Source organism: Cyclobacterium sp. SYSU L10401, from assembly GCF_010993705.1.
GTDB lineage: Bacteria > Bacteroidota > Bacteroidia > Cytophagales > Cyclobacteriaceae > Cyclobacterium.
In genome coordinates this window covers 34,158-49,644 of record NZ_WOFO01000017.1, presented here as the reverse complement: position 1 = coordinate 49,644, position 15,487 = coordinate 34,158, and the positions used below count along the sequence as shown (strand labels likewise).

Genomic DNA, 15,487 nt, shown 5'->3' with positions numbered 1-15,487 from the left:
CTTACAAAGCGGTCAATTACTCCCAGGAGACTGATCAGCAGATAAGATGGCCTGCTTACCTTTAAATATCAGAAACAAACTCCTCCGCAAATTATACAAGTCCTTCTTCGCAGAAAAAACTCTCGAAGACAGGTAGGCAGACCAGAGATTTGAGTCCACCCTTAAAAAATAAAGCAGTACCATTCCAGGAATGATACTGCTTTATTCAATCAATCCAGCTGCAGTGTCAAGCTTTAAGGAATTGCCGCAACACATAGTGGAGAATGCCTCCATTCTTATAGTATTCAATCTCAATGGCTGAATCCAGACGGGCGATTACCTCGAAATTAACCACTGATCCATCATCCTTTTTTGCCGTGGCTTTCAGTACTTTCAATGGGCTTAAGCCTTCTTTTATTCCCTTAATGGATATTTCTTCTTTACCGGTTAAACCCAGTGATGCAGCTGATTGTCCTTTGGTATATTGCATGGGAAGCACACCCATACCCACCAGGTTGGAACGGTGAATCCGCTCATAACTTTCTGCAATCACACCCTTGATTCCAAGCAGGGTCGTCCCTTTGGCTGCCCAGTCTCTGGAGGAACCGCTCCCGTATTCCTTGCCTGCCAGCACGATCAATGGTACCTGATCTTCCTGGTATTTGCTGGCAGCCTCATAGATGGTCATCTCTTCACCGGAAGGCATATGGGTAGTATATCCCCCCTCCTTTCCGGTCAGCTGATTCTTGATGCGCACATTGGCAAAAGTACCCCTGACCATTACCTCGTCGTTTCCTCTTCTGGAACCATACGAGTTGAACATGGCCTGCTCTACACCCTTACTTATCAGGTATTTGCCGGCAGGGGAGTTGGGAGAGAATGAACCTGCAGGAGAGATGTGGTCCGTGGTAATGGAATCACCAAGTTTCAACAGCACCCTGCTACTTTCTATATCACTGGGTTCTGTTACCGTCTCTGAGATACCCTTAAAGAAAGGGGCCTCTTTGATATAGGTAGACTTATCGGACCACTGATAAACTTTATCCTCTGGTGCTTTCAAGGAGCGCCATTGTTCATTTCCTTCAAAAATTTCCCCATAATTTTTTTTGTAATCATTGGGAGAGAGTACCCTGTTGGATACCTCGAAAATCTCTTCATTGGATGGCCAGATATCCTTGAGGTATACCGGCTCGAGGTTGGGGTCATATCCCAGGGGCTCATTGTTTAAGTCCACATCCACCCTTCCTGCCAAGGCATACGCCACTACCAGCATGGGCGACATCAGGTAATTCATTTTCACCTGGGGGTGTACCCTTGCCTCAAAGTTTCTGTTTCCGGACAAGACGGAAGCCACTACCAGGTCATTTTCCTCCACTGCTTTGGCAATGTGCCTGGGCAATGGGCCGGAGTTGCCGATACAACTGGTACATCCATAGCCTACTACATGGAAGCGCAAAGCCTCCAAATCATCCAGCAAACCTGCATTTTCCAGGTAATCCGTCACCACTTTTGATCCGGGTGCCAGGGAAGTTTTGACCCATGGTTTTACATCCAGCCCTTTTTCTCTGGCTTTTCTGGCTATCAAACCAGCACCTATCATCACACTTGGATTGGATGTATTGGTGCAGGAGGTAATGGCTGCGATCACAATGGAACCATCATGCAAGGCAAATTTCTCGTTGTGGAGTTTAATGACCACTGACTTCAGTCCATTTTTGACCTTGGTTTCGATTTCAACATCCGTGTTAACATTTGTCTTTTGGTCTTTGACAGGTTGATTTCCCCCACCTTCTGCATACCACCTGCCCACATCATCTCTTTTGTCAATGGGAATGTATTCTCTCCCGTGCACCTCTTTGAGCAGGTGACCAAATTTCTCCTTAAACTCCCGCATGAGGATTTTATCCTGAGGTCTCTTGGGACCTGATACGGTTGGTTCGACTGTTCCAAGGTCCAATTCGACTACTGTGGAATAATTGATCTCATCTTCATTAGCCCTCCAAAGCATGTTGGCTTTGGTATACTCTTCAACCAATTTTATCTGTGCTTCTGAACGATTGGTTTTGGACATGTAATCCAATGTCCTGTCATCAATGGGGAAATAGGTAACTGTACATCCAAACTCCGGAGACATATTTGATATAGTAGCCCTGTCCGGAACTGATAAATTATCCAAACCCGGACCAAAAACTTCCACAAACTTGCCCACTACTCCATTTCGCCTTAACAATTCGGTAATGGTCAGTACCATATCCGTAGCAGTGGTTCCCAGGGGCAGGGATCCGGTAAGTCTAAGCCCTACCACCTCCGGCATAATAAAGTATATCGGCTGACCGAGAAGGGCTGCTTCCGCTTCAATCCCGCCTACTCCCCAGCCTACGACACCGATTCCATTGACCATGGGGGTATGGGAATCTGTCCCCACCAGGGTATCCGGAAACACATTCCCTTCCCTGGCTATTACTCCCTGGGCCAGGTACTCCAGGTTCACCTGGTGACAAATACCCATTCCAGGAGGCACTACTGCAAAATTATTGAAGGATTTTTGTGCCCATTTCAGGAACTCATACCGCTCTCCATTCCGCTCATACTCTACATCCACATTCCTCTTGTAGGAATAATTGGTTCCAAAAAAATCTACCTGTACCGAATGGTCTACTACTAAATCTACAGGAATGAGTGGATTGATCTTTCCCGGATCTTTCCCTTTCCTGACAGCCTCAGCCCTCAGGGAGGCAATATCCACCACAGCCGGAACACCGGTAAAATCCTGCATCAGCACCCGGGCAGGTTTATAGGGAATGTCCTTTTCAGAGGCGGCTGGTTTCCAGTTCAGCAGGGTTTCTATATTCTCTTTGGTAATCGCAAAATCATCGAAATTTCTAAGCGCATTTTCCAGGAGTATACGGATGGAAAATGGCAGTTTTTTGATAGGATATCCTTGCTCTTCCAGGGCTTTCAAACTCCAGTACCGGAGATCCCCCTGAGCAGTAGGAAGTTTCTTTATGATTTTATAAGGATCATTAGGCATATTTCAAGTAGATTTAATGATAAAAAAAGATTTTTTTCTGATACAGGGATAAAATCACCCTGTCGCACCAATATAAGTTTTTTTTGACAAATATGGAACATAAAAAAAGCGGAAGATACTCCGCTTTTGATGTTTTACTCTTCGTTGGCTTTATCTCTTTTTCTAAAAGCTCCCCGAAAGAACCAATGATAGCGCATGGCTTCCAACGTTTCATTCATACGGACCGTGCCTGTATCCAGGTTGCTCATGGTACTTTTTAAATAAGCAGCAAATTCTTCATCATTCAGTAACATGCCCAGCGCATTGTCGTTTTGGCTCAGGCTTTCGCTGGCCGAATTAAAGTTGGCCGCTGCATGGTTTACTTCTGCTCCGGTAGCTTCCAATCCCCTGGCTGTATTCCTAAGGCTGGCAAAAACCGTGGTATCATTGATCAAATCATCCACCAGCCCCCCCTTCTGGTTCAGCTTATTGGAAAAATCGGCCAATTCCGATGTCATCCGGTTGCTATTGATTGCCGTACTTTCCAGGTTGTCCATCATTTGTCTGAAATCCCGGGCCAGGGTACTGTCGGTAAGCATGGAACCTACAATACCCTCTCCATTGGCAATTTTTTGGGTAAGCACTTTCAGGTCTTCTGTGATGGAAACCAGGTTATTATTGTTTACCTGCAGGGTTTCCATCATTTTATCGGTATCCAGCGGCATTTCTGCCGTGAGTCTGTCTCCTTCTTCCACCGAAGGACCATCCCCCGTGCCGCCATAAATGACGATAATTTTATTTCCGATCAGACCATCTGAGCTGATGGTGGCTTTTGAATTCTTTTTGATATAATCCTTGGCTGAGGACTCGATATTCAATTCGATTTCCACCTGAGAATTCCCATAAAAGTTAATCTTTTTTACGGTACCAATCTTTACCCCTGAAAACCAAACATTATTGCCTGTCTGCAGTCCTCCTACATCATCGAAAACAGCAAACACCCTAATGCTTTTAACGAAGGCTTTTTGCTGCGCACCCAGGGTAAGAATTCCAGTAACCAGGATAATGATTCCTACCAGCACAAATATGCCGACAGTAACCGATTTTTTATTGTCATTTCTCATTGTTTGATGAAATTATAGTCATAAAATGATTTAACTCTGCCATCCTGTGCTTGCTCAAACACTTCTTCAAATTTTCCCTTGGCCCCGAAGACACCATCGAGCAGTACTGCCATGCGGTCTCCGGTTACCTTGGCACAGGTAAGGTCATGTGTAATAATAATTGAGGTTGTCTGGTATTTCTCGTTCACCTGATTGATTAGGTTGTTGATGTCCATACAGGTAATGGGATCCAGTCCCGCTGTTGGCTCATCATACAACATGATTTCGGGTTTCAAAATGAGGGTTCTGGCTATTCCTATCCTTTTTCTTTGACCTCCCGAAAGTTCCGATGGCATTTGGTTGATGGTAGCCAAAAGCCCTACACTGTCCAAAACTTCCTCCACCAGCTTATCTTTATCCGCTTTATTCAGGTTTTTGACATTTCTCACCAGGGGAAATTCCAGGTTTTCCCTTACGGTCATGCTATCATACAAGGCACTGGCCTGAAAGGAAAATCCAATTTTCAGGCGCAATTCATTGAGTTCCTTCTGGCGAAGATTTTTTACCTCTTTACCCAATACCATCACCGAACCCTCATCTTGTGTGAGCAAACCCACCATGATTTTGATGAGTACAGACTTTCCACTTCCTGATTTTCCAAGGACTACCAGGTTTTCCCCTCTATATAAATCCAGGTCTACACCCTTCAATACATCCAGATCTCCAAAGGACTTGACCAGATTTTTTACCTGTATTACGGTTTCTCTCATCTTACAATTGTCTAAAGAAATTGGTTACCTGTAGAGAAAGTAACTCTTCAATGAAAATTAAAAACATGGCCATAACCACCGCAGAATTGGCTGCTTTTCCTACTCCTTCCGTTCCTTTGGTTGAATTATAACCTTTGTAACAGCCTACAATACCAATAGTAAAACCGAAAAACAGGGATTTCACCATGGAGGAAGACACATCAAGAAAGGATATGGCATCAAACACCTGTACAAAAAACGTGCTCAAACTCACCATTTCATTAAAATGAACGTTTACAAAAGCTCCCAATAGCGCTACAAAGTCGGTGTACAATACCAATATCGGAATCATAAATGTACTTGCCAGTACCCGCGATACCACCAGAAACTTAAAGGGATTGGTGGCAGAGACTTCCATGGCGTCAATCTGCTCGGTCACTTTCATAGATCCTATCTCGGCCCCAATACTCGATCCCACCTTACCGGCAGCAATCAAAGCGGTCACCAAAGGCCCCATGGCCCGTACCACAGCAATCGAAATCAAAGCCGGAAGCCAGGAAGTTGCCCCGAATTCGGCAAGAGAAGGCCGGGACTGATTGGTAAACACCACCCCTACAATAAACCCTGTCAGGGAAATCAAAGGCAGGGAATTCCAACCAATTTGGTAACACTGCCGAATGACTTCCTTGAATTCGTAGGGAGGAAACCAAACTTCCTGAAAAAACCTTTTAACAAACTTGTAGGCACTCTCAAGTCCGATAAAAAATTTATCAATACGCTTCCCGATTACTTTATCTTTATTATTGGGGTCACCCGCCATAGAAAGGTCGTTTTAGTTTTAATTGCAATATGAATACAAAAATCAATCAATACTTCTAATTGGCCAAAAATTCCGCAATATTTTCATCTTTTAATGGCTTAATTAAAAATCCACTTACCTGATCAAAGGTTTTGCTTTTTTCCAAATCATCGGGATCAAGCGAAGAAGTGAGCATTTTTACGTCCAGGCGGATGCCCCTTTCTTCCATCAATTTCAGAAAAAACCACCCATCCATTTCAGGCATATTGATGTCCAGTAATAACACATCCGCCGGATGAATGGCCAGCCATTCCAAAGCTTCATAAGGGTTTTCAAAAAAGAACAATTTAAGGTGCTTGTTTACCTTAAGTAAAACCCTCTTGTTGATCATGTGCTGCACCTTGTCGTCATCCACGAATACGATCCGCTGCTCTTTTTGCTCCACCTCTTTTCCATTTAAGTTTTTTTCCATCAATAATTTATTCATTTTTTGAACTTCACTATCCAGATTACCGGCTGCAACTTTCAGCATTTCCATGGCCTTCCCACTTAGGCCTTTTTCTTCTACGCTGATCAACCCAAGGATATTTGACAAATGAGACCTGATTTTATGTGAATTCATAAATGAAAAATCCTTTAACTGCTGGTTTTGTACCATAAGGGACTGAGACAATTTCTGGATTTGATTCAGCGATTGGTGAACCTCCGAATGATCTACCACCATTACCAATACCAGGTTTTCCCGCCTGCGTCTAAAGGGTATCCCAAATAGATCTACATATCTGGGTTCATAAAACTTATCAATCATCACGATGTTTCGGTACACCTGGTTTTTCCCACCAAGTACTTTTTCCGCAATTTTTAAGTCATAAAACTGAGACTTGAATATTTCCGCTGATTTGTCATTCTCCTCAATGCCATAAACAGTGGATGCCATCTCATTTGACATGACCAGCTTTTGGCTCTCTTGAGAAAACACCCAAACACAATTTGGCAATTTATTGAATATCTGAAAGCGGGTAGTTGCTTCCAAATCCCTGATTCTCTTGATGGAATGAAAAAAGAAGAATGAATACCCTATTAAAAAAAAACTGGATATAAACCCGTAATTCCTGATAAATTGCCAGGAATCTGTACTCTGAGGTATCAGGTTGAAGCTTCGCAACAAATAAGGAGCAATTAAAATCACCATTCCTCCCGCTAATCCTATTCCAAATACCCAAACTGTTTGAATGGTTGGTTTCATTTTCAAAATCAAAGGCGTAAATATAATAAATAAGTCTGTAAATTAAAGCTTTACCTATCTGCAACATATTGCTGAAAAAGGACAAAACTGACATTTTTGATGGTCCTCTGTCTGATCAAAAACCTGGTTGGGATCAAATATTTCTTCCAGGCTTAGCTTAAGCCTTGCCACATATTCCTCTCTGTATGCCCCGTAATCATTGACTTCTTTTCTTTCCCCCCTGCCGATTACTTCCTGCAGGTAAGGATTAAAGTCTTCCTTGAAGATTTCCCTGAGATTAAACAGGGCGGGTTTGAGGGGTAAACGGTTGGCAGGGAAATTGGCCTCATAAAGCAGACCATAAAAAAAGGTCTGCATGGCTGCTTTATTTCTGGATTTGTCATTCCTGTCAAACAAACTCTCCACACTTTTGAATTCCTTCTTGTCTGCCCCCGATTTGTAATCAATAAGCCTGATGGAATCTCCGATATTATCCACCCTGTCAATAATTCCTCCCAGGGAAACCATGGATATCCCGTCGGATGTCTTTACCGGCAACTGCGCTTTGTATTTCCGGGCTGCTTCCAGCGATATGATTTCAAATGGCACCACTGCTTCATCTTTTTCCAGTACCCCTAGTAGATATTTCTGCAGCACATCCCTGGCAATGGTCAGCTGTCCGGTTAATTTGTACCCCTCTTTGTTTTCCAAAAAATACTGGGTGAAGATGGCCTTTTCCACTGCCGGATATATATAATCCTTAAGTCTATCAATATCTGTTGCTTCTACCCGCCGGTTATGTTTGGTTTGCAAATACCCTCCATACAGATTTTCCAAAGAAAGGTGAACCAGGTTACCAAATATGGCGGGGTCTACCTCTTCCTGTACCTCTTCGGGTACCTCCAGACCTGCGATATAGGTAAGGTAAAACTTCAGCCGGCAGTCCAGCCAGATATTAATTGCTGAAGGAGAAAATGTAATGGGTTGCTGACCTTCGGAAATCCTGTCTGTGTACCTGTTTAAAAAATCCATGATCCTGGCATCCTTGGGAATGGTAATGGGTCCGGCTGAGGTCAAATTGACAGGTACATGTATCACCTCATCCTCTTTTACAAGGCCCTCATGAGCCATTTCGATCTGCAATTGATGAATGTACCTGCTTTTTTCACCCACCTGACCATTGGATCCAGCAGTGGTATACAGCAGGTGAACTTCCTCTGCCTGATGGAGTAAACGATAAAATGTATAGGCATAAATGGCATCATTTTGCTCCTGAACAGGCATTCCGAAAGCACGCCTGAGGTTAAACGGCACCATAGAATTCATGCTGTTGGAGGGAGGAAAACTTCCTTCATTCATGTTACAGACTATCACTCGTTTGAAATCCAGGTTTCTGGATTCCAAAACGCCCATGAGCTGAAGCCCTTCCAGGGGTTCACCCTGAAAGGGCAATTTTATTTCTCCAAAGACCTGCCTGAAAATCCGGATAAAAAATTCTACACTGACTTCCTCTCTGATGTCCTGCTCGAAAATATCCTTGAGCCGGTTCATTTGTTTGAAACATTGCAACAGGTAGCTTTGCTCCATGCTTTGCTCATCCAGTCCGGCAGCCAGCTTGCGGATCAGATCCAAAACCACTTCCAATAGGTTTGATGAGGTTAATTTTTGAAAAACCAGTGAAAAAAGCGCCCCTCCTCTGACCAATTTCTTTGCTGGCAGGTATATGGTATTGGTACGGGTCAATTCCTCTATCAGCTGTGCCACAAAATCCGGATTGATTTCCCGAAGATATACCGTATGGAGCAGTTCCCTTACTGGTTTGTGGTAGAACATAACCTCCCCATTTTCTGATTTTGTGTAGCGCTGTAATTCCAGCACTGCTTCCAGAAAGGTATAGACGGGAGTCTGTTTTACGGGATACCCCATGGTAACATTCACCCGATTTACCTTGTCTGGTAACAAATTCAATATGGGAAAGAGCAGCTGTTCTTCAGGAAGAATCACCACTGTTTCTTCCCAGTTTTCCTTATCTGCTACCACTTGTTCCAGAAGGCCGGCTACTACATTAGCCTGGTTGATCTTTAAAGGTACCGTATAGGTTTTTACGGGGGCCCTTTTCTCCTCAATTTGTCGGGGTATACTTTCAGGAAAGGTTGGACCAAAAACCGGGTCTTTCTGGTAATCCCTGAAAAAAAGTCCTGCCTCCTGGGCCGGGTCGCTGAGGTAGTAGCTGTCGATGTCCCAGAATATTTCCGCTCCATGTTGGGAAATTAAATGTTTGATCAGTTTTTCTTCCGTGGTTGTAAAAGCATTAAAACCGACAAATACATGATGGGCTCCAGGTGCATCCATGTCTGACAAGCCTTGTGTCACCTCTCTGTAGATGCCTCCTCCATAGGCCAGTCCCCTGCTCTCCAGCCTGGCATTGAATTGCAGGTATAGCGGAAAGAGCAGATCCCAGAATTTCAGGAATTTTTCCTGATGGTATTGGTCCCTTTCTTCAAATGAAGCCCAAAAAGCCTTGATCAGGGCCACCTGCTCCGGATTCAGAAAGCTCCAGTCACTTTCCAGAACCTTTTGCTCCTTGAGATTGGTGAATAATTTTTCAGGATTGACCAGAAACTGATCCAGGTCATTGAAATCCTTCAGTATCATTTCTCCCCAAAAATAAAAGCGGTCAAAACTTTCTTCCACCTGAGACAGGGAGGAATAGACCTGATACATTTCGTAAATCAGCCGCAGTTTATCGGCCGGTCTTTTCCGGGCAATTTCATAAAAAAGGTCCTCAATCGTAACTACCTGCGGCATCCAAATGGGTTTTGCGATCAATTGCCCCAGGTATTTTTTAAAAAACAAGCCTGCCCGACGATTCGGCAAAATGACTTTTACTCCCTTTAAGCCTCCCTCGCGCTGCAAAAGCGTACGCGCTGTCTGTTTTAAAAAACCATTCATTTAATTCACTTTAATTATTGAGCCCAACTCAAGGTAGCAGAGATAGCCTTCCACTTCCGCTTCTTTTTCCATTTGTCTGACCAGGTCCACATATCCAATGATCTGTTGACTATGTAATTTGCTTTCCTTACCCGTCTTGAAATCGACTACTTCCACTCTCTTCCCTTTAAAAACCAACCTGTCTGGTCTTTTGCTTTCTCCACCCGGCAACAAAATGCCTTGTTCTGTCAAAACCCTGTGTCTGCCATCAAACCAGCCACTAAACTTTTCCAGCTTGCAGAGTTCTATAAATTGACTTTCAAGCGCCTTCTTTTCCTTTGCATCAATTCCCCCTTCAAAATAAAGCGTATCCAGTTCCAACATAAAATCCTTAACATCCTTTGATCTTTCTATCAGGGCATGAACCAGCAAACCAAAGTCCCTTTTTCTGAATAATCCGGCATCCTCAAAACTGCCAAAAACATTTTTTACCTGTAGGCTTTGTTCCCAGGGCCTGTATTGCCAGAGCAAAGGTTGAATATCCTTCTTTGGCTCTTTTATCGGGGGTAAGGAGTGCCATTCCCCGGTTTCAAACAGCTGCTTTTCCTGGTCAAAATGGCTGGGAAGATCCAACTCCATGCCTGCTACTGATGGAAGACTCATGGCCTGAATCAACAAATCCGCCACTGTGCTTAAATTTGCTGTACCCTTTCCCTCTTTAAGCTTTAGGGGAGTCATTCCCCAGATGACCTCCTCAGCTCTGGTAAATGCCACATATAGCATGTTCAGATTATCCAGGTGATGAAGCAGACTTTCTTCCAGAAATATAGAGGCAAAATCGGATTTTAGTAAATTATTCCTCAAGGTTAAGGGTATGGTGACCTGAGAGTGATTTTTATCCCAGTTATAGCGTGCCCAAACGATATTATCCTTGGCGGTATCAAAAAGCTTCCAATCCAAAAAGGGCAATAAGACCACTTTAAATTGTAGCCCCTTGGACTTATGAATGGTTAAAATCCTGATGGCGTCGTGAGCTTCCGGGAGTTTTATGGTCCTTTTATGCCCTTGCTGCTCCCACCACTCGAGAAAATTCCCCAGGTCAGCTCTGTTTTTTTCTGCAAAATCATAAAAAGCTTCTTTCAGTCCGGACAGGTAAGCTTTTTCCTGCAATTCCTCATTGAAACCTAACAAATCAACCACTGCCTCCAACAAATCCATTAAAGGCAATCGCCTGAATAATGGCATTTTGAGGATAAAGTTTTCCCGAAGCGGCTTCAGGTTTTCAGGCATGGACCCTTCCTCGAAAAGTTCAGAACCCAATTCAATTCCCCCGATTCTGGCCCAATGGATCCAGATACTCCTTTCGGACAATCTATCCTCCGGATCATCTATGGCCTTTAAGGCCGCCAGGAGGCATTTCACTACAGAAGATTTATGTAAAAACAAGGCTTCGTCAGACAGCACTTCGTAGCGTTGGTTTGGTTCTTTATGTCCATGCAACATAAAGGCATCTGCAATTTCTGCTGCCTGGCCGTTTTTTCTGACCAGAATGGCAATATCCCTCAACCTGTATCCAAGGGCCATTAATTGCTCCACCTGACCGGGCAAGGCGCCCAAAACCTTATCATTGTAGGACTGATCTGCCTCGGGTGCAATAAATTCCAATTTCACCTTTCCGGAGATTCCCTTTTCGGCTTGTCGTGGCGCCACATGCTGGTGCACCTCGGCATAGGCCTTCCGGATGGTTTCCCCATGATCGGAACCCAGTTTTGCGGACAAGGAATCAGCCAAAAGTCTGGAAAGTTGCCTGAATAAGGTATTATTAAAATAAACCACCTGGGGCAAGCTGCGGTAATTGGTAGCCAATTGTTTTATTGACACCCCGAAATGCCCTATTTCCTGCTCTACCTTTTCCATAAGCAGCCTCATTTCTCCCCCACGCCATCGGTAGATGGATTGCTTTACATCTCCAACAATCAGGTTCTTCTTACCCATTGACAGGGAGTTGATGAGCAGAGGCCTGAAACTTGCCCATTGAAAGCCTGAGGTATCCTGAAATTCATCCAGTAAAAAGTGCTGAAATTGATTGCCCACCTTTTCATAAATGAAGGGAGCTTCATTGTCAGCGGTGATGGAGCGGAGAAAATCATTGGTTTCTGAAATCAACAATAAATTTTCCTCATCCTTCAGCTCTGCCAATTCCTGTAGCAGGTATCCAAACAATCCAAATACGTACAAGTTTTTGGAAATGACCTCCAGGGTAATCCATTCCTTTTCCTGAGATTCCATTTTGGCCAGCAGGTCTCCCAGTCCGTCATGATAGGCTGCATGAATGGCAGCTTTATTTTTACTTGTTTTGGTGGCCCATCCGTCCGGATCACCTATCTTCTTTTTTTGGGCATCCGAAAGTTCCGGTATAGGCTTCAAAGGGGCCCCTAACTGATCAAAGCAGCGGGCAAAGGTTTTTTGTCCCCCCGTAAAATCCTCCCAATTCAGGCCATGTTGCTGCCTGATCTGCGTAGCCAGATCCTTCATGGCATGTGCCTGCTCGAAAATCAATTTCTTTTTTAAATACAATTGCTGCCTGAACTGATGCAGCATATCAGGTTCTTCCAGAAAGGCTTTGACTTCATGCTGGACGTTTTTAAAATCTTCCTGAAACATTTTTTTTCCCAAATCATGAATGGGCTTTCTGATATCCCAGGATCCCCCGTCCGTGATTCTGGCTATGGAAAAATCTACCATCCAACGGTGCAGTTCCGGATCATCCACTACCCGCAGCATCAGGCGATCTACCAACCTGGACATGACAGCCTCCAGGTCCATCTCTACATCAAATTTGGCCTGCAGGTCTATTTCTCTCGCAAAAGCACGGATTACGCGCTGAAAAAAACTATCAATGGTGCTTACTGAAAAGGCCGAATAATCATGCAGAATGGCCGTCAAAACCCCGGAAGCCCTTTGTGCTAATTCAGGTGGGTCCAGGTGCCATTTTTCCAGGAGATCCTGGTCCATCTGCTGCTGAGGATCTACCCTGTGTTTGATTCTTTTCAGTTCTTTTATTATCCGCTCCTTCATCTCCTGCGTTGCCTTATTGGTAAAGGTAACGGCCAGCACTTGCCTGAATGCAGTAGGTTGCTCCAGGGCCAATTTCAGATAGGCAGTAGTCAGGGTGTAGGTTTTTCCTGAACCAGCAGAAGATTTATAAATTTGAAAGGGAGTCATTTGCATCAACGAAAAACCGGAATTTTAAAACAGTAGGATAACAGCTACGATGTCAAGTCAAAGGAATGATGTGAAGTTAAAAATAAATATTGCGTACAAAGAGAATTATTAGATAATTTTGTCGGAAGTGGTTTCATCCAATAGTAAAACCAGCCAAAAAGGAAAGACATGTTTTTTTATATCTCGCAATTATTTAGCTTTCTCGTCATGCCATTTACCATTTGCCTCTTCCTGATAGGTGTAGGGACATTTGCCATCCACCGCTCCTGGGGTAAAAAGCTGGTGCTGACGGGTTTTCTGCTAACCGTATTTTTCTCCAACAGCTATCTTTCCAATTGGCTGATGTATGATTGGGAGCCGCCACCAAAGGATTTCCATAGCCTGCCGGATTATGAAGTAGGGATCATATTGACAGGGGTTACTAATATTGATAAAACCCCGAAGGACCGGACCTATTTCAATAAAGGTGCAGACCGGGTTACCCATGCCGTGCAACTGTACAAAATGGGTAAAATTAAAAAAATCCTCATCACAGGAGGTTTGGGCTTTGATCCCTCAGATGAGATTTCCGAGGCAGCATCCCTGGGAGATTTCATGGTTTGGGCAGGGGTAAAAAGAGCTGACCTGATACTGGAAACAGCAGCCAAAAACACCAGAGAAAATGCCGTCTATACCCAACAACTGTTGAAGGAAAAAGGTATCCTGGACCAGCAAAACTCCTCTTTCTTATTGATTACTTCGGCTTTTCACATGAAAAGAGCAAAGGCCTGCTTTGTAAAAACAGGCCTGAATCCGGATACCTTTCCGGTAGACTACTATGCCGCTACTCCCAAATTTAACATTAAAACCATTTTTCAACCCAGCATAAATGCCATTTTGGTTTGGCATAAACTGGTCAAGGAATGGGTAGGCATACTGGCTTATAAAACCCTTGGATACATCTAAAAGAACTTCACCCGTGTGATGTGCTAATGCTTTTCCCAGGTGGATGCCTTGAGTTTGGGCATGGCCCGGATAATATCACTCACACTGATCTGTCCCAGTAATTCTCCATTTTTTACAACAGGGAACCTTCGTATCCTAAGGGTCAGGAACTGATCTGCAGCATCAAAAATGGAAATATCCGGCGGCATGGTGATGACCTCTTTGGTCATTTGGTCTTCCACTGTACCTGGAAATTTGGGTGTATTGGTATATTGCCCCTTGATGATCTCTTTCAGACAGTCTCCTTCAGAAATCATACCCACCAGTGCACCATTGTCATCAACGACCGGGGCTCCTGAAATATGCTTTCTTGTCAGCACCGAGATTACATGATCGATAGTATCTTTGGGATGAAATGTTATCAGGTTGGTGCTCATGTGATCCCTCACCAACAGGGGCTGATTGCTTTTTTTGATAGGGGCCTCCCGTACCCCCTGAAAACTCTTTACCATATGTTATAGGGTTTATTGAACAGATAATATAGCAAAACAGACAGATAAATGCAAACATAATCTACTAATGAAGGCTAGTAGAAAAAATTAAATTGGCTTTGGATGCTGTATAAAAACCCCATCTAAAGAACAGCAAATGGGCGAACGAGGCCATGTGGACCAGAATAGGATACAATCCCCTTACTTACCCTGATTGGCAATGTTAAAGGTAATTTTTTTTCACCCGACATTCTTTTACCTCCTGTGAGGTACTCTGCCAAAAAGGCAAGCAATGTCAATCCAAGTCATCCAAAGCTGCCCTGAAGGAGCGGATAAGTTGTGGATCAACCGTCAGCACCTTGCCTTCCATCTCTTCTATCAAAGATAGCTTTAAACCTGTGGGGGGCAGGTTCATGGCTGATTTCCTAAAAGCCTTACAGGAACTGTGAACTTCTTTTAAGGGCCAGGATTGGTGCAGATCTCGCAAATCTGCTGCATTTAGCCCGCCTCCAGGGATAATGATGATCCTGTCGCATGCCCACAAAAATAATTTCGCTATGATTTCGCTTCCTGCGGCTACATTTGGTGCCCCTCCTGAAGTAAGGATCCTTTCAAAACCAAGGGAAACAATCTTTTCCAATGCTGATTTTTTATCCAGAATCAGGTCAAAAGCACGGTGAAAAGTGCAGGGTTTTCCCTTAGCCCCCTGAATCAGTTTGTTGCAGGCGCTTTCATCTACTTCCCCGGATGAGGTCAACGCTCCAAATACAAAGCCATCAGCTCCGTTTTCCAACAATATCCCCATATCGGTTTGCATGGCCTGCAATTCCCTTTCGGAGTAGAGGAAATCTCCACCTCTGCACCTGATCATTACAAACACAGGAACAGGGACATGTTTCTTTATTTCTTTTAGCAATCCGGGACTGGGTGTAGTCCCCCCTTCACCGAAATCCGCACACAATTCGACTCGGTCTGCTCCATGTTCCACGGCAAGGAGGGCAGCTTCTATGGTATATACAGGGGCTTCAAAAACAATGTTTCCTTTAGACAT

10 protein-coding genes are annotated in these 15,487 nt (G+C 44.0%); 1 reads left to right on the top strand and 9 read right to left on the bottom strand.

Features of this window, described 5'->3' with window-relative positions; all coding sequences use genetic code 11:
• Positions 1 to 226: 226 nt before the first annotated feature.
• The 7 genes from acnA to GL182_RS23680 all read right to left on the bottom strand — a co-directional run bounded on the left by acnA (position 227) and on the right by GL182_RS23680 (position 13,027).
• Positions 227 to 3,010 (bottom strand): aconitate hydratase AcnA, encoded by a 2,784-nt coding sequence (gene acnA / locus GL182_RS23710; protein ID WP_163382482.1) that lies wholly within the window; start codon positions 3,008 to 3,010, stop codon positions 227 to 229.
• Positions 3,011 to 3,144: 134 nt separating this feature from the next.
• Positions 3,145 to 4,113 (bottom strand): MlaD family protein, encoded by a 969-nt coding sequence (locus GL182_RS23705; protein WP_163382480.1) that lies wholly within the window; start codon positions 4,111 to 4,113, stop codon positions 3,145 to 3,147.
• The gene (locus tag GL182_RS23700; RefSeq protein ID WP_163382478.1) at positions 4,110 to 4,862 is read right to left on the bottom strand and encodes an ABC transporter ATP-binding protein; all 753 of its coding nucleotides are present in this window, start codon (positions 4,860 to 4,862) and stop codon (positions 4,110 to 4,112) included. Before GL182_RS23700 ends, GL182_RS23705 begins: the two co-directional genes overlap by 4 nt.
• 1 nt (position 4,863) lies before the next feature.
• Positions 4,864 to 5,661 carry an MlaE family ABC transporter permease gene (locus tag GL182_RS23695; protein WP_163382476.1) on the bottom strand — a complete coding sequence of 266 codons (798 nt, stop codon included), beginning with the start codon at positions 5,659 to 5,661 and terminating at the stop codon, positions 4,864 to 4,866.
• 55 nt (positions 5,662 to 5,716) lie between these two features.
• Positions 5,717 to 6,886: a response regulator gene (locus GL182_RS24370; protein WP_240469948.1), complete on the bottom strand. Its 1,170-nt coding sequence runs from the start codon at positions 6,884 to 6,886 to the stop codon at positions 5,717 to 5,719.
• A 54-nt stretch (positions 6,887 to 6,940) separates the two neighbouring features.
• Positions 6,941 to 9,817 carry a PD-(D/E)XK nuclease family protein gene (locus tag GL182_RS23685; RefSeq protein WP_163382473.1) on the bottom strand — a complete coding sequence of 959 codons (2,877 nt, stop codon included), beginning with the start codon at positions 9,815 to 9,817 and terminating at the stop codon, positions 6,941 to 6,943.
• Complete coding sequence (locus GL182_RS23680; protein WP_163382471.1) at positions 9,818 to 13,027, bottom strand: UvrD-helicase domain-containing protein; 3,210 nt, start codon at positions 13,025 to 13,027, stop codon at positions 9,818 to 9,820.
• A 162-nt stretch (positions 13,028 to 13,189) separates the two neighbouring features.
• Here GL182_RS23680 and GL182_RS23675 point away from each other — a divergent pair, with 162 nt between their 5' ends.
• Positions 13,190 to 13,966: a YdcF family protein gene (locus GL182_RS23675; protein WP_163382469.1), complete on the top strand. Its 777-nt coding sequence runs from the start codon at positions 13,190 to 13,192 to the stop codon at positions 13,964 to 13,966.
• Between the two features lie 23 nt (positions 13,967 to 13,989).
• Here the strand turns inward: GL182_RS23675 and GL182_RS23670 are convergent, their stop codons facing one another.
• Both GL182_RS23670 and GL182_RS23665 read right to left on the bottom strand, forming a co-directional pair.
• Positions 13,990 to 14,457 carry a CBS domain-containing protein gene (locus tag GL182_RS23670; RefSeq protein WP_163382467.1) on the bottom strand — a complete coding sequence of 156 codons (468 nt, stop codon included), beginning with the start codon at positions 14,455 to 14,457 and terminating at the stop codon, positions 13,990 to 13,992.
• A gap of 274 nt (positions 14,458 to 14,731) precedes the next feature.
• Positions 14,732 to 15,487 carry a copper homeostasis protein CutC gene (locus tag GL182_RS23665; protein ID WP_163382465.1) on the bottom strand — a complete coding sequence of 252 codons (756 nt, stop codon included), beginning with the start codon at positions 15,485 to 15,487 and terminating at the stop codon, positions 14,732 to 14,734.